The sequence below is a fragment of the Microbacterium sp. H37-C3 genome, from assembly GCF_027157935.1.
Lineage (GTDB): Bacteria > Actinomycetota > Actinomycetes > Actinomycetales > Microbacteriaceae > Microbacterium > Microbacterium plantarum.
In genome coordinates this window covers 1-18,028 of the sequence record NZ_JAPVLR010000003.1, presented here as the reverse complement: position 1 = coordinate 18,028, position 18,028 = coordinate 1, and the positions used below count along the sequence as shown (strand labels likewise).

17 protein-coding genes and 1 tRNA gene are annotated in these 18,028 nt (G+C 70.1%); 6 read left to right on the top strand and 12 right to left on the bottom strand.

The window, feature by feature from the left end:
* The first annotated feature begins 1 nt into the window (after nucleotide 1).
* The 5 genes from O1W71_RS09105 to O1W71_RS09085 all read left to right on the top strand — a co-directional run bounded on the left by O1W71_RS09105 (nucleotide 2) and on the right by O1W71_RS09085 (nucleotide 7,518).
* Nucleotides 2–925 carry an ABC transporter ATP-binding protein gene (locus O1W71_RS09105; RefSeq protein ID WP_269267564.1) on the top strand — a complete coding sequence of 308 codons (924 nt, stop codon included), beginning with the start codon at nucleotides 2–4 and terminating at the stop codon, nucleotides 923–925.
* A 1-nt stretch (nucleotide 926) separates the two neighbouring features.
* Nucleotides 927–1,682 carry an ABC transporter permease gene (locus O1W71_RS09100; protein WP_269267563.1) on the top strand — a complete coding sequence of 252 codons (756 nt, stop codon included), beginning with the start codon at nucleotides 927–929 and terminating at the stop codon, nucleotides 1,680–1,682.
* Between the two features lie 184 nt (nucleotides 1,683–1,866).
* Nucleotides 1,867–2,568 (top strand): hypothetical protein, encoded by a 702-nt coding sequence (locus tag O1W71_RS09095; protein WP_269268027.1) that lies wholly within the window; start codon nucleotides 1,867–1,869, stop codon nucleotides 2,566–2,568.
* A 1-nt stretch (nucleotide 2,569) separates the two neighbouring features.
* Complete coding sequence (locus O1W71_RS09090) at nucleotides 2,570–4,111, top strand: DNA polymerase Y family protein (protein WP_269267562.1); 1,542 nt, start codon at nucleotides 2,570–2,572, stop codon at nucleotides 4,109–4,111.
* Complete coding sequence (locus tag O1W71_RS09085; protein ID WP_269267561.1) at nucleotides 4,111–7,518, top strand: error-prone DNA polymerase; 3,408 nt, start codon at nucleotides 4,111–4,113, stop codon at nucleotides 7,516–7,518. Before O1W71_RS09090 ends, O1W71_RS09085 begins: the two co-directional genes overlap by 1 nt.
* 80 nt (nucleotides 7,519–7,598) lie before the next feature.
* Here the strand turns inward: O1W71_RS09085 and O1W71_RS09080 are convergent, their stop codons facing one another.
* From O1W71_RS09080 to O1W71_RS09025, 12 genes are all read right to left on the bottom strand, one after another.
* Nucleotides 7,599–8,972: an alpha-amylase family glycosyl hydrolase gene (locus tag O1W71_RS09080; protein ID WP_269267560.1), complete on the bottom strand. Its 1,374-nt coding sequence runs from the start codon at nucleotides 8,970–8,972 to the stop codon at nucleotides 7,599–7,601.
* 62 nt (nucleotides 8,973–9,034) lie between these two features.
* On the bottom strand, nucleotides 9,035–10,330 hold the full coding sequence (locus O1W71_RS09075) for an MFS transporter (protein ID WP_269267559.1): 1,296 nt from the start codon (nucleotides 10,328–10,330) through the stop codon (nucleotides 9,035–9,037).
* On the bottom strand, nucleotides 10,327–10,911 hold the full coding sequence (locus tag O1W71_RS09070; protein ID WP_269267558.1) for a winged helix-turn-helix domain-containing protein: 585 nt from the start codon (nucleotides 10,909–10,911) through the stop codon (nucleotides 10,327–10,329). Before O1W71_RS09070 ends, O1W71_RS09075 begins: the two co-directional genes overlap by 4 nt.
* A gap of 237 nt (nucleotides 10,912–11,148) precedes the next feature.
* Nucleotides 11,149–11,736: an SDR family oxidoreductase gene (locus tag O1W71_RS09065; RefSeq protein WP_269267557.1), complete on the bottom strand. Its 588-nt coding sequence runs from the start codon at nucleotides 11,734–11,736 to the stop codon at nucleotides 11,149–11,151.
* A 134-nt stretch (nucleotides 11,737–11,870) separates the two neighbouring features.
* The gene (locus O1W71_RS09060) at nucleotides 11,871–12,560 is read right to left on the bottom strand and encodes a response regulator (RefSeq protein WP_269267556.1); all 690 of its coding nucleotides are present in this window, start codon (nucleotides 12,558–12,560) and stop codon (nucleotides 11,871–11,873) included.
* Nucleotides 12,557–13,753 carry a sensor histidine kinase gene (locus O1W71_RS09055; RefSeq protein WP_269267555.1) on the bottom strand — a complete coding sequence of 399 codons (1,197 nt, stop codon included), beginning with the start codon at nucleotides 13,751–13,753 and terminating at the stop codon, nucleotides 12,557–12,559. Before O1W71_RS09055 ends, O1W71_RS09060 begins: the two co-directional genes overlap by 4 nt.
* Nucleotides 13,750–14,592 carry a hypothetical protein gene (locus O1W71_RS09050; protein ID WP_269267554.1) on the bottom strand — a complete coding sequence of 281 codons (843 nt, stop codon included), beginning with the start codon at nucleotides 14,590–14,592 and terminating at the stop codon, nucleotides 13,750–13,752. Before O1W71_RS09050 ends, O1W71_RS09055 begins: the two co-directional genes overlap by 4 nt.
* Nucleotides 14,592–15,518, bottom strand: a complete 927-nt coding sequence (locus O1W71_RS09045; RefSeq protein ID WP_269267553.1) for an ABC transporter ATP-binding protein — start codon at nucleotides 15,516–15,518, stop codon at nucleotides 14,592–14,594. The genes O1W71_RS09050 and O1W71_RS09045 overlap by 1 nt, the downstream gene beginning before the upstream one ends.
* A gap of 214 nt (nucleotides 15,519–15,732) precedes the next feature.
* Entirely contained in the window at nucleotides 15,733–16,284 is a 552-nt protein-coding gene (locus tag O1W71_RS09040; protein ID WP_269267552.1) for a GNAT family N-acetyltransferase, read from the bottom strand.
* Nucleotides 16,281–16,649, bottom strand: a complete 369-nt coding sequence (locus tag O1W71_RS09035; protein ID WP_269267551.1) for an SdpI family protein — start codon at nucleotides 16,647–16,649, stop codon at nucleotides 16,281–16,283. Before O1W71_RS09035 ends, O1W71_RS09040 begins: the two co-directional genes overlap by 4 nt.
* Nucleotides 16,650–16,758: 109 nt before the next feature.
* Nucleotides 16,759–17,040 (bottom strand): HesB/IscA family protein, encoded by a 282-nt coding sequence (locus O1W71_RS09030; protein WP_023954731.1) that lies wholly within the window; start codon nucleotides 17,038–17,040, stop codon nucleotides 16,759–16,761.
* 117 nt (nucleotides 17,041–17,157) lie between these two features.
* Complete coding sequence (locus O1W71_RS09025; RefSeq protein ID WP_269267550.1) at nucleotides 17,158–17,748, bottom strand: hypothetical protein; 591 nt, start codon at nucleotides 17,746–17,748, stop codon at nucleotides 17,158–17,160.
* A 132-nt stretch (nucleotides 17,749–17,880) separates the two neighbouring features.
* On the opposite strand from O1W71_RS09025, the gene O1W71_RS09020 reads away from it, so the two are divergent.
* Nucleotides 17,881–17,952 (top strand) — tRNA-Arg (locus O1W71_RS09020).
* Nucleotides 17,953–18,028: the final 76 nt, after the last annotated feature.

The window sequence follows — 18,028 nt, the reverse complement described above, 5'->3', positions numbered from 1 at the left end:
CGTGCAGAAGACAACGCAGGCATCTCTCCAAGCTCACGATCTCGTCAAGCGCTATGGAACCGTCACCGCCGTGGGCGGTCTGTCATTCCAGGTTCGGCCCGGGATCGTGACCGGCTTCCTCGGGCCGAACGGGGCGGGCAAGTCCACCACTCTCCGCATGTTCCTCGGCCTGGACAAGCCCACGAGCGGCGCCGCGACCGTGAACGGGCATCGTCTGCATGAGTTGCCCCATCCGATGCGGGTGATCGGCGCGATGCTCGATGCGCGTGCCGTTCATCCGCGGCGTACGGCCGTGGATCATGTCGCGTCCGTCGCGCGTGCTGGAGGCGTGCCGCGGGGTCGAGTCGGGGAGGTTCTGGAGTTGGTGGGCCTGGCTGAAGCAGGGAGCCGGCCGGCTGGCGACTTCTCGCTCGGGATGAAGCAACGGCTGGGGATCGCCACGGCGTTGATCGGCGACCCCGGCATCGTCATCTTCGACGAACCTCTCAACGGGCTCGACCCGGAAGGCATCCGCTGGGCTCGATCCCTGATGCGCGAGCTCGCTGCGGAAGGCCGATTGGTGCTGTTCTCGAGCCATCTGATGGGTGAGATGCAACTGACGGCGGATCACCTCATCGTGATCAACCACGGTCGTCTGCTCGCCGACCAGTCTTTGGACGCATTCATCGCCTCGCACACGAACGAGTACGTCCGCGTTCGGACTCCGAATGCCGACGTCCTGCGTGATGCGCTCCGGCGAGCCGGGCTTCTGGTTCGGGCAGACGCCGATCGCAACGACGTCCTCATCGTCTCGGGGGTGACGACGGAGAGCGTCGGCCGCATCGCCTCCGCCGCCGGCGCCGAGGTGTTCGAGCTCACCCTCGTTCGGGACTCGCTCGAAGACGCGTTTCTCGCCATGACCGCAATCGAGCAGAAGGCCGCCTGACATGAACCTCTTCGCTTCCGAATGGATCAAAGCCCGCAGCGTCCACAGCACCTGGATCCTCGCTGCCTCGGCCGTCGTCGTGACGGTGATGGTCAGCCTGCTGGGGGTGAGCGGGCTCGTGGCCGACTGGCAGGCCGCGCTCCCTTCCGATTTTGACCCCACCGGCATCAGCTTCAAGGGCATCCTGGTCGGTCAGATCCTCCTGGCGACCATCGGATCGCAGGCCATCACCAGTGAATACGGCTCGGGGCAGATCGTCACGAGCCTCGCCATCGTGCCCCGGCGCGGGGCTCTCCTGGCTTCGAAGCTGGGAGTCTCGGCGCTCATCGGCTTGGTCGTGGCAGTCGCGGCGGTGGCAGGCAGCTTCGGTGCCACGCAGGCCGCGCTCGCTGCGGCCGGCCTGCCCGTGTCGGCACTCGATGACCCTGGAACTGCTCGGGCCATCGTCTGTGCGATCGTGTACCTCGTCCTCGCGGCCGTCCTCGGCCTCGGATTCGGCATCATCACGCGAAGCTCTTCCGGTGCGCTCGCGATCATCGTGTCCGTTGCGCTTCTCGTGCCCGCTCTCGCCCCGGGAATGCCCGGGGTCGTCGGTGAGTTCGCGGGTACCTACTGGCCCACGACGGCCGGCCAGGCCTCGTACGCTGTCGGGACGACGAGCGGGATGCCGCCGCTGGTGGGACTCGGGATCATGGCGATCTTCACGCTATGGACGACGCTCGCCGCTCTTCTCGTCCTCAGAACGCGTGACGTGTGACAGGACCTTCCGCATTCGGTAGTTCGTCAGACGGCCGACCGGTAGGGGCGCAGGGTCACGGGCGGGGTGTCGGAGGCGTTCACGCGATCCAATCTGCCACGCGATGTCGGACGTCGGTCGTATCTTCGATCTCGACATTGATGGTCTAGAACATATGTTCTACCCTTGCTGAGTGAGGTCGATCATGCGCAATCCCGCTGCCGCCGAGGACGTGCAGCGACTGCGCGCGCAGATGGAGCGGATGCAGGGGCGCCGCCTCGATGCTCCGGTGCTGCCGACCCATCCTGCCCTGGCCGGGCTGTTGCCCGGGCGGGGGCTGCGGCCCGGCGCCGCCTATTCGCTCGGCTCGTCGTCCTCGCTGCTGTTCGCCCTGCTCGCCCAGCCGTCGCAGACCGGGTCGTGGTGCGGTGTGGTCGGGATGCCGGGCTTCGGGGCCGAAGCGGCGGAGCACGCCGGGGTCGATCTGTCCCGCGTCGTGCTGATCCCCGATCCGGGAGCCCGGTGGCTCGCCGTCACCGCGACGATCGCCGACGTGCTTCCTATCGTCGCGGTGCGTCCGCCCGAACGGGCGAAAGACTCCGATATCGCCAAGCTCGCCGGCCGGCTGCGCGACCGCGGCACGGTGCTGCTCGTGCAGGGGCCGTGGCCGCAGACCGAGGCGATGCTCGACGTCACCGATCCGCGGTGGTCGGGATTGGGCGACGGCGATGGCTACCTCAGCGACCGCGAGCTGACGGTCACCGTGTCGAGCCGGCGGTTCCCGGTTCCCCGATCGGCGCGGATGCTGCTGCCCGCGCCCGATGGCGCGATCTCGGCTGCTCCGCACGAGCGGGCTCTAGCGGGCGGCCCGGTCGTCAAGCCGATCCCGATGCGACGGGCGGTCTGACGTGGGGGAGCAGGAGGCGACGGCACCGGTACGCAGCCTCGTGGTGTGGGTGCCCGACTGGCCGGTCGTGGCGTTCGTGCGCGAAAGCGGCGGCGATCCGAACGCGCCGATCGCGGTCTTCGAGAAGGGCGTGGTCATCGCGTGTTCGGCGGCTGCGCGGGCCGACGGCGTCGCACGAGGGCAGCGTCGCCGCGACGCTCAGGCCCGATGCCCCGCGCTGCAGGTGGCCGACGCGGATGCGGTGCGCGATCACCGGGAGTTCGCGCCGATCGTGGCGCGCCTCGAAGAGATGGCGCCAGGAGTGCAGGTGCTCGAGGCGGGGCTCTGCGCGCTGCGCGTGCGCGGCCCCGCGCGTTTCTACGGCGGTGAGACCGAGGCCGCCGGCGCGCTGCTGGCCGCGGTCGCCGAGGGCGACCTCGACGTGCGGGCCGGTGTCGCCGACGGACCCTTCACGGCGCAGCAGGCCGCGCGGATGAGCACCCGCCCCGACCGGCCCATCCGGGTGGTCGAGGCCGGGCGCTCGGCGGAGTTCCTCGCTCCGTTGACGGTCGCGGTGCTCGACGACGACTCCGTCGACCTCTTCGCCCGGCTCGGCGTGCAGACCCTCGGCGACCTCGCCGCGATCGAGCCCGAACGACTGGTCGAACGCTTCGGCCCCCGCGGCGCGCGCTTGCACGGCCTCGCCTCCGGCGCCGATTCACGCCCGGTGGTCCCGCGCACTCCGCCGCCCGAGCTGCACCGCGAGGCCTCGTTCGAGCCTCCGCTCGACCTCGCCGACCAGGTCGCGTTCGGCATGAGGGTCGCGGCCGAGGAGTTCATCTCCGGACTCGGCGCGGTCGATCTCGTGTGCACCGAGCTGCGCGTCATCCTCACCGGCGACCGGGGCGAGACGAGCAACCGCGTCTGGCTCCACCCCGGCACCTTCGACGCCGCCGCCGTCGTCGACCGGGTGCGCTGGCAGCTGGCCGAGAGCGGCAAGCTCACCAGCGGTGTGGCCCGGGTCAAGATCGAGCCCGAAGCGGTGGATGCGGCATCCCATCACGCCGTCTCGCTGTTCGGCTCCGGTCCCGAGCAGCGGGTGCATCACGCTCTGTCGCGGGTGCAGGCGATGCTCGGCCACACGGGCGTCGTGACCCCGGTCGTGGGCGGTGGCCGCTGGCTCGCCGAGCGGCAGGTGCTCGTGCCGTGGGGTGACCGGCCGGTGACGAGCTCGCGCGAACGGCCCTGGCCGGGGAGCCTGCCCGATCCGCTGCCCGCGACGGTCTTCGAGCGGGCGCTGCCGCTGGCGGTCGTCGATCGGGAGGGCGACATGGTGGCCGTCGACGGGCGGGGCGAGCTGACGGCGATCCCGGCCGCTCTGGTGTCGTCGACCGGGTCTCGCGGCATCCGCTCGTGGGCGGGACCGTGGCCGGTGATCGAACGGGCGTGGGATGCCGCGCGAGCGCGCCATGCCCACCGCTTCCAGATGGTCGATGCCACCCAGACCGCATGGCTGCTGGTGTGCGACGGCGGCGAATGGTCGGTTGAGGGGCGGTACGACTGATGGGCTTCAACAACCCCTCGGTGCCATGGTCCGAGATGGAGCGGCTGCTCAGCGGCAACCGCGCGCCGAGCGCGCCGCCGGGTGCGGACGGGGGCGACAGTCCCGCGTGGTCGCGCAAGCGGGGTAAGTACTCCGCGCCGAGGATCGAGCGTCCCGAGAACGCGGTGCCGTACGCCGAGCTGCACGCGCACACGTCGTACTCGTTCCTCGACGGGGCCTCATCGCCCGAAGAGCTGGCTGAAGAGGCCGAACGGTTGGGGCTGCACGCCCTGGCTGTCACCGATCACGACGGGTTCTATGGCATCGTCCGCTTCGCCGAGGCCGCCGAGCAGCTGGCGGTGAAGACCGTGTTCGGGGCGGAGCTGTCGCTCGATCTGCCGCAGCGCGTCGGCGCCGCGCGCAACGAGGCCGACCCGCCGGGCGAGCATCTGCTCATCCTCGCCCGCGGCGAAGAGGGGTACCACCGGCTGGCGCGGGCGCTCACGCAGGGCCAGCTCGCGGGAGCGGAGAAGGGCAAGCCCCGGTACCGGCTCGACGATCTGGCCGACATCGCCGGAGGCGAATGGAGCATCCTCACCGGATGCCGCAAGGGAGCAGTGCGCCGGGCGCTCATCGAGCGCGGACCGGATGCTGCCGCCGCCGAGCTCGACGCCCTGGTCGACCGGTTCGGGCGCGACGCGGTCGAGGTCGAGCTGATGGACCACGGCGAGCCGCTGGACTCGCGGCACAACGACATCCTCGCCGGCCTCGCGCGTGAGCGCGGCCTGCCGGTCCTCGCGACGAACAACGTGCACTACGCCGTGCCCGATCGCGCCCACCTCGCTGCCGCGATCGCGGCGGTCCGGGCCAACCGCGGTCTCGACGAGCTCGACGGGTGGCTGCCGTCCCACGCCGGGGCGCACCTGCGGTCGGGAGCCGAGATGACGCGGCGCTTCCGCCGGTTCCCCGGAGCCGTGGCACGCACCGTCGAGCTCGCCGACGAGCTCGCTTTCCCGCTGCGTCGAGCCAAGCCCGCCCTGCCGAAGCTTCCCGTTCCCGAGGGGCACACGCCGATGTCGTGGCTGCGCCAGATCGTGTGGGAGGCAGTGCCCCGCAAGTACCCGAACCTCCCGCCCGAAGACCGCGACCGCATCGAGCGAGAGCTCGCGGTCATCGAGCAGAAGGACTTTCCGGGTTACTTCCTCATCGTCCACGGCATCGTGCAAGAGGCACGGCGTCGCGGCATCCTGTGCCAGGGGCGAGGATCGGCGGCCAACAGCGCCGTCTGCTACCTGCTCGACATCACCGCGATCGACTCCATCTACTACCGGCTGCCGTTCGAGCGCTTCCTCTCGGCCCTCCGCGAGGAGGAACCCGACATCGACGTCGACTTCGACTCCGACCGGCGCGAGGAGATCATTCAGTGGGTCTATGCCACCTACGGGCGCGAGCGGGCGGCGCAGGTGGCGAACGTCATCCAGTACCGGCCCAAGAACGCCGTGCGCGACATGGCGAAGGCGCTCGGGCACTCCCCGGGACAGCAGGACGCCTGGTCGAAGCAGGTCGAACGCTGGGGGGCCACGCTCGACACCGGTCCCGACCACGACATCCCCGAGCGGGTGCTCAGCTACGCCGCCGAGCTGCTGAAGGCACCCCGGCACCTGGGCATCCACTCGGGCGGCATGGTGCTGACCGATCGTCCCGTCGGCGAGGTCGTGCCGATCGAGCACGCCCGGATGCAGGACCGCACCGTCATCCAGTGGGACAAAGACGACGCCGCCTGGATGGGCCTGGTGAAGTTCGACCTGCTGGGCCTCGGGATGCTCGCCGCGTTGCAGTACTGCTTCGACCTCATCGAGGGAGCGACGGGGGAGAGGTTCGAGCTCTCGACGCTGCCGAAGGAAGAGGCCGCCGTCTACGACATGCTGTGCCGGGCCGACTCGATCGGGGTGTTCCAGGTCGAGTCCCGCGCGCAGATGGGACTGCTGCCGCGCCTGCAGCCGCGACGGTTCTATGACCTCGTCATCGAGATCGCGCTCATCCGGCCGGGGCCCATCCAGGGCGGTGCCGTGCACCCGTACGTGCGCCGCAAGCTCGGATACGAGAAAACGACGTATCCGCACGAGAAGCTCAAGCCCGTGCTCGAACGCACGCTCGGGGTGCCGGTCTTCCAGGAGCAGCTCATGCAGATGGGCATGGTCATCGGCGGACTCTCGGGCGAGGATGCCGACCTGCTGCGTCGTGCGATGGGCTCCAAGCGCGGCATCGAGCGCATCGACTCGCTCAAGCAGAAGCTCTACGAGGGCATGGCCGAGAACGGCCTGGTGGGGGATGCCGCCGACGACATCTACGCGAAGATCCAGGCGTTCGCGAACTTCGGCTTCGCCGAGAGCCACTCGCTGTCGTTCGGGCTGCTCGTCTACGCCAGCTCGTGGATCAAGCTGCACTACCCGGCGGCGTTCCTCGCCGGACTCCTGCGGGCTCAGCCGATGGGCTTCTACTCACCGGCGACGCTGGCGGCCGATGCCCGCCGTCACGGAGTCGAGGTGCGGCGCCCCGACCTGCAGCTCTCGGGAGCCGAGGCCGTGCTCGAATCCGTGTCGGGTGAGGCGGGGCGGTCGGGGCCGACAGGGCTCGACAGCTGCCTCGGCGAGCAGCCTCCCGTGCCGGTCTTCGACATCAACGCCCCCGACGAGTCGGCGGCCCATCGTCGCGACGGCGGCTTCGCCGTGCGGTTGGGGCTCGCCGCGGTCACCGGCATCGGCAAGAGGTTCGCCGAGCGGATCGTCGCCGAGCGCGAGGCATCCGGTCCCTACCGCGACATGCGCGACCTGGTGCGCCGCACCGGAGCCGACACGACGCAGCTCGAAGCGCTCGCGACCGCGGGGGCGCTGGAGTGCTTCGGGCACACGCGCCGCGAAGCGATCTGGCTGGCGGGGTCGGCTGCGCAGGACCGCATCGAGTACTTGCCCGACTCGCTCATCGCCGTGCAGCCGCCGCTGTTCACCGATCAGTCGAGCTACGACGTGCTGGCCTCCGACCTGTGGGCAACGGGCATCTCACCCGATGACCATCCGATGACCCACTACCGTTCCCAGCTCGACGCGCGCGGCGTGCTCACCGCGAACGATCTGCGACAGCACGAGTCGGGGCGCCGTATCGAGATCGCCGGGCTCGTCACCCACCGGCAGCGGCCGGCGACGGCATCCGGCATCACGTTCCTCAACCTCGAGGACGAGCACGGGCTGATGAACGTCATCTGCTCGACGGGCATGTGGCACCGCTACCGGCGAGTGGTGCGCGACAGCCCGGCGCTCATCGTCCGCGGCATCCTCGAACGGTCGAACGAGGGGGTCGTGAACATCCTCGCCGACGCCTTCGAAGACCTGCGAGTGGGGGTGAGGCACCAGTCACGAGACTTCCGCTGACGCCCCGCGCGACCCGATGCGAGCCGACGCGAATGGTCGTCACGCGTGGGGGAGAACCGCCATCTGGGTCGGGTCGCGGGTCAGGCGGGGGTAGCCGATAGCACTGCCCAGCCGTGCGGGGGAAGGGATGCCTCGCGGGCGCGCCTGTCGATGTCGTCGGCCAGCGACCCGGCGAGCACCTGTGTCGCATCGGCCACCGGCACGGACACCGGCGCGTCGCCGACGTTGAGCGCCGTGATGACGGCATCCGTTCCCGTCGCGGTCCGCAGCACCATCGCGGTGTTGTCGATATGGATCACGTCGGTGTGGGCGCGATGCAACCAGGGATGCTGCCGGCGCACGGCGATGAGCTGCTGATGCGTGCGGAGGATGTGCTGCGCGCTCTCGGGCAGCGACCCGGGGGCGGGCGGCGCATCGGGGAACTCGGGGCGCACCGCGTCGTCGCCGCCGAGACGTTCCTCCTTCACCGCCTCGTAGCCGTACTCGTCGCCCGCATACACCGACGGCACGCCTGCCACCGTGAACAGCACCGCCAGTGCGTGCGGCATCAGGTCGGGGCCGACCGCCGAGGCGATCCGCGTGACGTCGTGGTTGCCGACGAAGGTCTGCGGAGCGAAGACCGACAGGAGCTCGTTGTTCCGCTCGATCGCGTGCTTCAGCTCGAACAGGTTGCGGTCGGCGATGCCGTGCCAGATGCCCTGCCACAGCTCGTACTGCGTCAGCGAGTCGATCGTCGACTCCTCGACGATGCGGGCGGCGTCGCCGTGGATGACCTCGCCGAGGAACCACGCCTCGGGATACTCGGCGCGGACCCGCGGCAGCACCCGAGCCCAAAACGCGGGAGGCACGGCGTAGGCGGCATCCAGTCGCCAGCCGTCGATGCCGCGACCCAGCCAGTGCGTCATTACCTCCACGACGAGATCCGCGACGGCGGGGGAGTCGTGGTTCAGCGTGACCAGGGCGTCGTGCCCCTCGAAAACGCCGGCGTCGACCGGCTCGCCGGGCTGCCAGCCATCCCACCGCACGCGGAAGAGGTCAGCGGTGTCGGCTTCCGGGCCCCGTTCCTCGAGAGCTTCGAATGCCGGATGCTCGCGCCCCACATGGTTGAAGACGCCGTCGAACAGCACGCGGATGCCGCGGTCGTGGGCGGCCGCGATCAGACGATCGATGTCGCCGTCATCACCGAGCCGGGCATCGATGCGGAAGTAGTCGACGGTGTCGTATCCGTGCGTGCTCGAGGGGAAGACCGGGCCGAGGAGCAGCCCGTTCAGGCCGAGCTCGACGACGTGATCGAGCCAGGCCTCGATGCGGTTCAGTCGGTGCTCGACGGGCTGGTCTGCGGCGCCGGCATCCGACTGGCCGTCGTCGTCGGCGCCGTCCGGCCGGATCGGTGCTCCCGTGAACCCCAGCGGGTACACGTGCCACAACATGACGGTCTCGGCCCAGTTGCTCATCCCGGCAGTCAACACGAGCGGATGCCGGATAGGGAACGACGTGCGAGACGCGGCGCAGGGGCCTAGAGTGCCGCCTGTTCGTTCGGTCGCCGTTCCATCAGCCGCCAGGCTCCGCCCGTGAGGGGTGCCGTCGTGACCACGGTGTAGATGATCGCGACGATGCCGAACGATGCGAAGAGACCGAGGCCATCGGCGGCGATGCCGCCGAGCAGCGCGCCGAGCGGGACCCCTGCCCACGTGCCGGCGTTGAGCAGGCCGAAGACGCGACCGCGCATGGGCGCCGGGACGCGCTCGAGCTGCACCGCGCCGAGGATCGGGTTCAACGCGCCGGCCGCGAGCCCCGAGACGCCGGCGGCAGCGACGAGCACCGGGAACGGCGCGCCGAGGGCGAACACCGCGCTGGACGGGCCGCCGGCGACGAGGAAGCACAGCGCGAAGGTCACACGCCGCGGCATCCGGTGCGCGATGAAGCCGAAAGCGATGTTGCCCATGAGCGCGCACCCGCCCATGACGGCGACGATGACGGCGAGGGCTCCGGCGCCGCCGAGCTCGGCGTTCGCGTAGAGAGGCATCAGCGAGGCGCTGCGGGCCGCATCGAGCAGGTTGGTGACGAGCACCATGCCGACGATGAGCCGCATGAGCGGATCACGCACGACGAACCGGAACCCGTCACGCAGCTCGCGCCAGTACGAGCGCCGGGCTGCAGCATCCGTGTCGCCGTCGGCGGCCATTCGCACTGTCGTCGCCGGGACCATCAGGCGGGTGATCGCAGCCGAGATGAGAAACGCGACAGCGTTCGTGACGAGCGCCGCCATTGGTCCGAGGAGGGCGACGAGCGCGCCGGCGACGGACGCGCCGATGAGCTTGGAGAGGCGCTCCGAGCCGTCGAGCAGTCCGACGCTCCGCTCGAGCCTGACGTGCGCGGCATCCGTGAGCTCGGGCAGCATCACGCGACGGGCGATCTGGCCGGGGGTGTCGAGCACGCCGCTCGTGAAGACGAGTGCCAGCAGAGCCCAGAAGGGCAGGCCCACCGTGAGCGCGAGCGCGGGGATCGCGAGAACCGTCACGCCGCTCACGATGTCGGCGACGATCGCGGCGCGACGGCCGCCGATGCGGTCGACGACCACCCCGCCGAACACGCCTCCCACGATGACGGGCGCGGTCGCGGCGAACGCGGCCAGCCCGACCTCGACGCCCGAGCCGCCCGTGGCCAGGACGTAGAAGGGGATCGCGAAGGCCGTGATGACGTTGCCCGTCTGCGAGATCGCGTGCGCCGACAGCAGGGCGTAGAGAGCGCGGGATGCTGCGCGCCGGCGCGTCGCATCGGCCGAACGGACAGGGGAGTCGGTCGTGGTCATGGCCGGCGGTAGGCCTGGTAGACGAGGGCGACCGGTGCGGTGGTCTCGTCTGCGTCGTCGTGTCGCGCGCTCGCTTCCTGCCACCGGTGCATCAGCGATTCGAGCTCGGAGCGCATCGCGGTCAGCTCGTCGAGCGTGAGGCGCATCGTGCGGTCGCCGGTCGCCCCGGCGGCCACCCACTCGGCCGGGAGGGTCGGCATCGCGTCGACGTACTCGCTGTAGCGGGCGGCGTAGATCTGCGCGATCGACTTCTCCAGCGCCGATGAGGCAGCCCGTTGGGCCGGGTCGTCGAGGTGTTCGGCCGGTTCCCACGTCGTCTCGGATGCGGCGGCCTGCCACCAGCGCTCGCGCTGGTCGGCGCTGCGCGGCTCGGCGGGCTCGATGAGATCGATCGAGGCGAGTTTGCTCAGGTGGTAGCTGATCGTGCCCGGCGCTTCGTCGACGACTTCGCCGAGCTGAGCCGCGGTCTGCGGTCCGTTCTCGCGCAGGAGGCCGAGCAGTCGCAGCCGGGTCGGGTGCGCCAGCACGCGCATGGCGGCAGCGGTCTCGAGTCGAGAAGCGGAGCTGTCGGCAGAGGTCATACCCGCAACGCTAGATGCACAAGAACCATTGCGCAACAGTTCTTGTGCTTTATGAGTTCCGCCGCCTCGGTGGCGCGCCTCTCAGCTCTGGTTCGCGAGCCACTGCGCGAACGTGACGGTTCCGCGTTCGGCGTTCGCGTGCCCGCGCAGGCGCCCCGACGACATCGCGCGACCGAACGAGCCCGGCAGACGCATCTCGATCGTGGTGCGGCGGATGCCTCGGGCATCGAGCAGCGCTCACACCATGTCGATGAGGAGCTCGTCGCGCGGCCCGGTCAGATCGCGCGCGCGGCCCACCGGCTCGCCCTCCGCGAGCGTGACGAGGTGGTCGGCGACCTCCTCTGCCGCGACGGGGCGAACCCGGGCCGCGGGAACAACCGTGAGCGGACCCAACTTCCCGCGGACGAGCGTCTGCTCGGCGAACTCGTGGAACTGCGCAGCGCGGAGCAGCGTGTGGGGGAGCGCCCCGCGCTGCACCGCCCGCTCGTGCGCGAGTTTGCCGCCGTAGTAGGCGGCATCCACCCTGTCGATGCCGACGATCGAGAGCGCGACGAGGTGCCCGACTCCGGCGGCGGTTCCCGCCTGTTGCAGGTTGGCTGACACGCTCTCGAAGAACCGGCGCGAGCGATGCCGCGAGAGCGTCTGGATGCCGCTGACGTCGACGATCGTGTCGACACCGTCCAGCACCGAGGGCGGGAGCGAGGCATGCTCGAGGTCGTGACCGTTGCTGCGCGCGAGCGCGACGACGTCGTGTCCGCGTTCGGTGGCGATGCTGTGGACGAGCTTGCCGACGGTGCCGGTGCTGCCGGCGATCGCGATCCTCACGAGGTCAGTATGCATCGGCTCACGCGGTTCACTTGGCAGCTGTGGCCCCCATCCCCGACCCGAGGGGGCGCAAGGTGCCAAGCGAAGCGCCAGCCCGGACGAGCCACCCCGGCGCAGCCGTGCCACAAACAGGCTCAGCGGTCGACGCTGACCACTCCGAGCTCGTAGGCGAGGATCACAGCCTGTACGCGGTTCGCGAGATCGAGCTTCACGAGGATGCGGCCGAAGTGGGCCTTCACCGTCGATTCGCTCAGGTGCAGCGCCCCAGCGATCTCGGCGTTGGTCAGCCCCAGCCCGACGTGGCGGAAGACGTCGCGCTCGCGCGGCGACAGTGCCGAGAGCGCATCGGGGGATGCCGGTCGGCCGGTGCCCGACAGGTGCGGCATGGCCGCGTCGATGAGCTTCGCGGTGATCCGAGGAGACACGACGGCATCACCCGTGGACACGGCCCGCACCGCGGCGACGAGCTCGTCGGGGCGGGTGTTCTTCAGCAGGAAGCCGGCCGCGCCCGCCCGCAGCGCGCCGAACGCGAACTCGTCGAGGTCGTACGTCGTCAGCACGATGATCCGCGTCTCGGGCAGAGCCGCGGTCAGCCGGCGGGTGGCCTCGATGCCGTCGAGTCCCGGCATGCGGACGTCCATCAGCACGACGTCGGGGCGCAGTCGCTGCGCTGCCTGCACGGCTTCGGCGCCATCTGATGCCTCACCCACCACGACCAGGTCGGGCTGAGCCTCGAGCACGAGCCGCAGGCCGTAGCGGATGAGCTCCTGATCGTCGACGAGCAGCACCGCCGTACGGGCCTCGGGCGCGCCGGGCTGGGTCATCGTTCCTCCGTCGAGAGGCGGACGAGAACCCGCCAGCCGCCGCCGCCGACCGGTCCCGCCTCCACCGAGCCATCGTAGAAGGCGGCCCGTTCGCGGATACCGACGAGCCCGCGCCCCGGAGATGCGGGCGTGGCTGCCGGCGCCGACACGTCCTTCACCAGGATCGTCACCTCGGAGCGCTCAAACACCAGCCGCACGAGCACGTCGCGCACGTCACGTCCGTGCCGCAGGACGTTCGTCAGCGCCTCCTGCACGATGCGGTAGATCGTCAGGCTCACGGCCGCGCCCTCGGTCACGGTTCCGGTCTGCTCCAGGCGCACGGGGATGCCGGCCGCTCGGAACTCCTCGACGAGCGCCGGGATCCGCTCCACCCGGGGTGCCTCCGTCGCCAGCGGCGCATCGCGCTCGCCGCGCACCGCGGTCAGCAGCCGCCGCACCTCGCCGAGGGTCCGCCGCCCGGTCTCACTCACCCGACCGATGGCGCGGTGCGCTTCGTCGGGCCGCTGGTCGACCGAGGCCTGCGCGCCGTCGGCGAGCGCGACCATCACCGCGAGGCTGTGCGCGATGACGTCGTGCATCTCGCGGGCGATACGTTCGCGCTCGGCCGCGGCCGCGATGCTCGCCTCCTGATCGCGCTCGCGCCGCAGGTGCTCCGCCCGCTCGGCGAGCGCTGCGGCCTGCCGCCGGCCGTGCCCCGCGTTGATGCCGAGCAGGGTCGCGATGAGGCTCGCGGCGACGACCGCGACGGCGATGCTCACCCAGTCGGTGGCCCAGGCGGCGGCATCCTCTCGTGGTGCCAGGCCGAGCAGCGGCGGACCGACGCGTACCCGCACGGCGAGCGCGAGCGACGCCACGAGCGCTCCCGCGGTCGCCCACCCGAACCAGAGCCATGCGCGGCGTGCCTCGTCGAGACCGACGCGGTAAAGCGCGACCACCACGAGGAGGGCCTCCGCCCCAGTACCGACGGCGAAGGATACGAGCATCAGGGCGACGGCGGCGCCGAAGCCGAGCGCCGGGTGCCGCCGCGCGGCCGCGACATCCGCCGCCCCGGCGAGCGCGAGCAGCAGCATCGGCCACAGGGGAGTGGCGATCGTCGACTCGACGGAGAGGTACCCGAGGAACAGCGCGACGATCAGATACGAGACGAGGGTGACGGCATCCGCCACGTCTCGTCGTCGCTGCGACGGGCTCACGCGTCCCTCGTCCGCAGTGCGACCGCGCCGACCACGAGCGCTGTCGCGGCCCAGACCGCGGCGATGAGCCAGCCGGCTCCGACGCTCATGTGCCCGCTCCAGAGGTCGAGGAACGGTCCGCCCTCGATTCCCACCCGGCCCATGGCGTCACCGGCGTTGCCGAGCAGGCCGAGACGGATGACGCGGGAGAGGAGCCCGAACGGCAGCACCGAGCTCAGCACCGGCAGCAGCAGCGTTGCGGCGAAGACGATGATCGATCCTGCCGTGGTCGAGCGGACCAGGGCCGTCACGCCGAGTCCGAACACCGCGCAGAGCCCGAGGTAGACGGCCGAGCCCACGAGCGCGAGCATCACGTCCGGTGCGGTGAGGGGAGCGCCCAGACCGAAGCCGTCGTAGATCGGGTTCGTGACCGCCCACGCCCCGAACACCGCGGCGAGGGCCACGGCGGTGACGGTCGTGAAGGTGACGAGCGTCTTGGCGGCCAGCATCCGGATCCGATGGGGCACGGCAACGAGCGTCGTCTGCATGGCGCCGGAAGAGTATTCGGCGCCGATCGTCATGACGCCGAAGATACCGGCGATGATCTGCCCGAGCACGACCGTCGGCACGGTCACGTCGGCCATTGTGCGCTCGATGGATGGAACCGAGGGCACGCCGGATGATTCGAGGGTCAGACCCAGGAACAGGCTGCCGCCGATTCCGACCGCCACGATGCCGACGAGCGCGAGCACGGATGACGGCAGGCTCACGACCTTGATCAACTCGGAGTGCACCACGGCGGTGAAGGGCGGGCGCTGCGTGCGGGCGTCGAGGCGGTGGGGCTTGGTGGTGAGGGCCATCAGTTGTCCTTCTCGTTGTGGCTCGGTGCCGACGGGTATTCGGTCGCCTGGGCGGTGAGGGCGAGATAGGCGTCTTCGAGCGAGCCCGAGACCGATGTCACCTCGTACAGCACGACTCCTGCGGCGCCGGCAATGCCTGCCACCTCTTCGGCGGTCAGGTCGGTGATGTCGAGTGCCCCGTCTTCGCGCGTGATGACGGTGACTCCTGGGCGGGCGATCGCCGCCACGAGCCGCTCGGTGTCGTGCGTGCGCACCCGGACGACCGGCTGCGTCGCTCCCGCGATGACATCGCGCATCGGCCCGTCGGCGATGATCGCGCCGCGGCCGATGACGATCAGATGGTCGGCGGTCTGCGCCATCTCGCTCATGACGTGCGAGGAGAGCAGCACCGTGCGGCCCTCGGCGGCGAGCTCGCGCAGCAGGCGGCGGATCCACAGGATGCCGTCGGGGTCGAGTCCATTGATGGGCTCGTCGAGGATGATCGTCTGCGGGTCGCCGAGCAGCGCTGCGGCGATGCCGAGCCGCTGGCCCATGCCGAGCGAGAAGCCGCCGACGCGCTTGCTCGCCACGGAGTCGATGCCGGTGCGCTCCATGACCTCGCGCACGCGTGGGGCGCGAATACGGTGAGTCGCGGCGATCGCGAGCAGGTGCTTGTAAGCGGTGCGGCGCTTGTGCGCGGCGCGGGCATCGAGCAGCACCCCGACTTCGCGCAGCGGTGCGGGCAGGTCGCGGTAGGCGCGGCCGTTGACCTCGGCCGTGCCGGATGTCGGCTTATCGAGCCCCACGATCATGCGCATGGTCGTCGACTTGCCGGCGCCGTTCGGGCCGAGGAATCCCGTCACGCGGCCCGGCTCGACGGCGAAGTTCAGGCCGTCGACCGCGACCTTCTGCCCGTACCGTTTCGATAGCGATTGAACACGAATCATGTGTCACCTTTCGTCCCCATCGACGCTATGAAGGGGCGCGAGATGCCACATCGGACTGCGGTTCGGACTTACGCGGGTGACCAGTACCTGGGTCTACACGGGCGGGTCGTGCGCGGGGTGCGCGACGGGTTTCGCCTGGCACTTCCTGCCGCCACCGACGCCGGGACAGGGCGCGAAGTGTCAACCGAGGCATCGTGTCAGCCTGACTTGAGCCTTAGGCCTCGAGGATCTTCTGGAATAGCCGGTGGTCCTGCCAGCGCCCGGCGATGAGCAGGTATTCAGGTGCGAGGCCGAATTCGATGAAGCCACACTTTCTGAGCACGGTTTGCGAGGCGACGTTGTCTACGAGCGTGCCCGCCTGGATGCGGTGCAGTTGCAGGTCGTCTGCCGCGAGGCGCGAGATCTCGTTGACCGCCGCGGTCATGAGGCCGCGACCTGCGTAGCTCTGGTCGATCCAGTAGCCGAGGTTGCCGCTCTGAAAGGCTCCGCGTGTGATGCCCGAGAGCGTGGTCCGCCCGATGGTCCGCGATCCGTGGGCGAGCACGAGGGGGAGTGCCGTACCGGCCTCGCAGCTCGCGAGAAGCGCGGCGATCTCGGTGCGCTGACCTGCCTCGGTGGTGAAGTTCGCCGGGCGCAGGGGCTCGAAAGGTGCGAGGTGCTCGGAGTTCACGCGGTACGCCTCGGCGAGAGCCGCGGCATCCTCTGGGCGGAGCGACCGCAAGACGACGTCGTCGTGCAGGTCGATCTCGACGGGGGATGTTGTCATCGTGCTGCCTCGGTTGCCGCCAGCGCCGCTTTGGTGCCGACGCGGGTTCCCCACATCATCACGATGACCATGAGTATTGCGCCCACGAGCACCATGATCCCGAGGGCTGCCGGCGGCATCGGCACGAGGGAGACCACGCCGATCGCGACGGACACGTAGCCGGTGGCGAGCGTCGCGCCTTTCGAGCGCACGTGAGCGGCGAGCCAGGCTTCGTCGCTGGCCATAGTGCTGGGGGTGCGGATGCCGGCGAGCGAGTTCCGCTTCAGCTTTCCAGATGCCGCAGCCCGCGCCATCCAGATCAGCAGAGCACCCGAGCCGGCCATCGTGACGAACAGGACGATGCGGGGGATGATCTCGACTTCCATCCCTTCGACCCTATCGAGGGGCCTTTCAGCGTGCCGGGCCGGACAGACGAGAGCCCCGGCCTCCGCGCTGAGGATGCGGATGCCGGGGCTCTCGAAGTCTGTCGGGGTATCAGCCCCGGACGCCGAGCGCGAAGCTGATCGCGCCCTCGCCGTCGACCTGCGCGTCGAGCACGCGGTCATCCAGCGCGAGAGCCGCGGCCGGGTCGACGAAGATGCGTGCACCATCGGCTTCGACGACGGCATCCTCGCTGTGCGGGGCCTCGGCGAGGGAGAGGGCGAAGCCGGTCTCGGGCGAGCCGGAGTCGCTGATACGGATGCCGCCGGTCTCGGCGGGGATTTGGGCGGTGAGGTTCTTCACCGCGGTGGCGGCGTTCTCGGTGAGCGTGAGCATGAAGCTCTCCTTCCGTGGATTGCTGCGGAGCCCGCCACGATTCCGAGAATCCGAGCCGAACGCAAACGTGAGCGCCGACTCCCAGGGGATTCTGAAGGTCGGTGGGTGACTACCGCGTCAGAGGGTTTTGGCGAGAACGAAGCTCACGATCAGCCCAAGCAGCAGGCAGCAGGCCCACGCGGTCGTCGCCGAGACGTACCAGTTCTGCCGGAGCTCGAGGCCGAGGCGATCCGGGTGATCGCGCGGGGTGCGGCGGAGGCTCCGCTGGGTGATGAGCATCGGCGGAACCATCAGCACGAAGCACAGCAGCAGACCGATCAGCTGCAGGAGCGCACTAGATGGCCGTCCGCCCGGAGCGATGATCTGCCACGCCTCGGCCAGCGCAAGGGTGATGTTGCGCGGCCCGCACAGCGCGACGAGCCCCGCCGCGCCGACGACCATGACGAGGATGCGGAGAGCGCGATCCGGTGTCGTCGCGGAGGCTTTCGGCGGCGTAGCTCCGTGATGCTGGTGAGCCCAGAACTCGCGATGTGCTCGCCGTCCCGCGAGCGGCCACACCGCGAGGGCGATGAGCCCCGCGAGCACCCAGCCGAGCCACTCATCGCCCTGCATCGGGATACCGAGCGCGTGGAACGCGATGAGCCCGCCGATCCAGGTCGCCATCGTGGCGAAGAAGAGCACGAACGCGGCGAGGACTCCGAGTGCCATCCGCAGCGGCCTGCGCGCTGGCGCGCTCGCTGGGGCATCTCGGGTCACGTGGTCAGCATAGGGCTGGGGTTGGTCAGGGTTGCGGAGGGGCGGGATGTCGCGGCCCGCGGCCGTCTAGACTTGGGGTGCCTTGCCTCTGTAGCTCAGTGGAAGAGCCACTCCGTCCTAAGGAGCGGGTCGGCGGTTCGAATCCGTCCAGGGGTACTACGAGAACCGCCAGAATCCGCATGATTCCGGGCTTGCCCGGTCCAATGTCGGAGGCACCTGCAAACCTAGGTAT

Bases quoted from the DNA above. Each gene is read 5' to 3' on its own strand.
- O1W71_RS09100 (WP_269267563.1), top strand. From the start codon at position 927: ATGAACCTCTTCGCTTCCGAATGGATCAAAGCCCGCAGCGTCCACAGC.
- O1W71_RS09095 (WP_269268027.1), top strand. From the start codon at position 1,867: ATGCGCAATCCCGCTGCCGCCGAGGACGTGCAGCGACTGCGCGCGCAG.
- O1W71_RS09085 (WP_269267561.1), top strand. From the start codon at position 4,111: ATGGGCTTCAACAACCCCTCGGTGCCATGGTCCGAGATGGAGCGGCTG.
- O1W71_RS09080 (WP_269267560.1), bottom strand. From the start codon at position 8,972: ATGAGCAACTGGGCCGAGACCGTCATGTTGTGGCACGTGTACCCGCTG.
- O1W71_RS09075 (WP_269267559.1), bottom strand. From the start codon at position 10,330: ATGACCACGACCGACTCCCCTGTCCGTTCGGCCGATGCGACGCGCCGG.
- O1W71_RS09070 (WP_269267558.1), bottom strand. From the start codon at position 10,911: ATGACCTCTGCCGACAGCTCCGCTTCTCGACTCGAGACCGCTGCCGCC.
- O1W71_RS09060 (WP_269267556.1), bottom strand. From the start codon at position 12,560: ATGACCCAGCCCGGCGCGCCCGAGGCCCGTACGGCGGTGCTGCTCGTC.
- O1W71_RS09050 (WP_269267554.1), bottom strand. From the start codon at position 14,592: ATGGCCCTCACCACCAAGCCCCACCGCCTCGACGCCCGCACGCAGCGC.
- O1W71_RS09045 (WP_269267553.1), bottom strand. From the start codon at position 15,518: ATGATTCGTGTTCAATCGCTATCGAAACGGTACGGGCAGAAGGTCGCG.
- O1W71_RS09040 (WP_269267552.1), bottom strand. From the start codon at position 16,284: ATGACAACATCCCCCGTCGAGATCGACCTGCACGACGACGTCGTCTTG.
- O1W71_RS09035 (WP_269267551.1), bottom strand. From the start codon at position 16,649: ATGGAAGTCGAGATCATCCCCCGCATCGTCCTGTTCGTCACGATGGCC.
- O1W71_RS09030 (WP_023954731.1), bottom strand. From the start codon at position 17,040: ATGCTCACGCTCACCGAGAACGCCGCCACCGCGGTGAAGAACCTCACC.
- O1W71_RS09025 (WP_269267550.1), bottom strand. From the start codon at position 17,748: ATGGCACTCGGAGTCCTCGCCGCGTTCGTGCTCTTCTTCGCCACGATG.